General features: G+C 67.4%; 1 protein-coding gene. It reads left to right on the plus strand.

All coding sequences use genetic code 11. The annotated features are described in order from the left end of the window. Positions 1 to 304: MsnO8 family LLM class oxidoreductase (locus AC0L3U_RS39040; RefSeq protein WP_473365065.1), on the plus strand; the 304-nt coding region annotated here is incomplete at both ends.

Here is a 304-nt window from a genome sequence, read left to right on the forward strand (position 1 = left end):
GTTTCTGGGTGGCTGAACACCACAACATGGACGGTATCGCCAGCTCGGCCACGTCGGTACTGCTCGGCTACCTGGCAGGTGGCACCTCGACCATCCGTGTCGGCTCCGGTGGGGTGATGCTGCCCAACCATGCGCCGCTGGTGATCGCCGAGCAGTTCGGCACCCTGGAAAGCTTGTACCCCGGCCGTATCGATCTGGGCCTGGGCCGTGCGCCCGGCGCCGACCAGATGACTGCCCGCGCCCTGCGCCGTGAACGCTCCGGCAGCGCGGATGACTTTCCCGAAGACGTGGCCGAGCTGATGGC

This window comes from Bradyrhizobium sp. Kon69 (genome assembly GCF_055807515.1).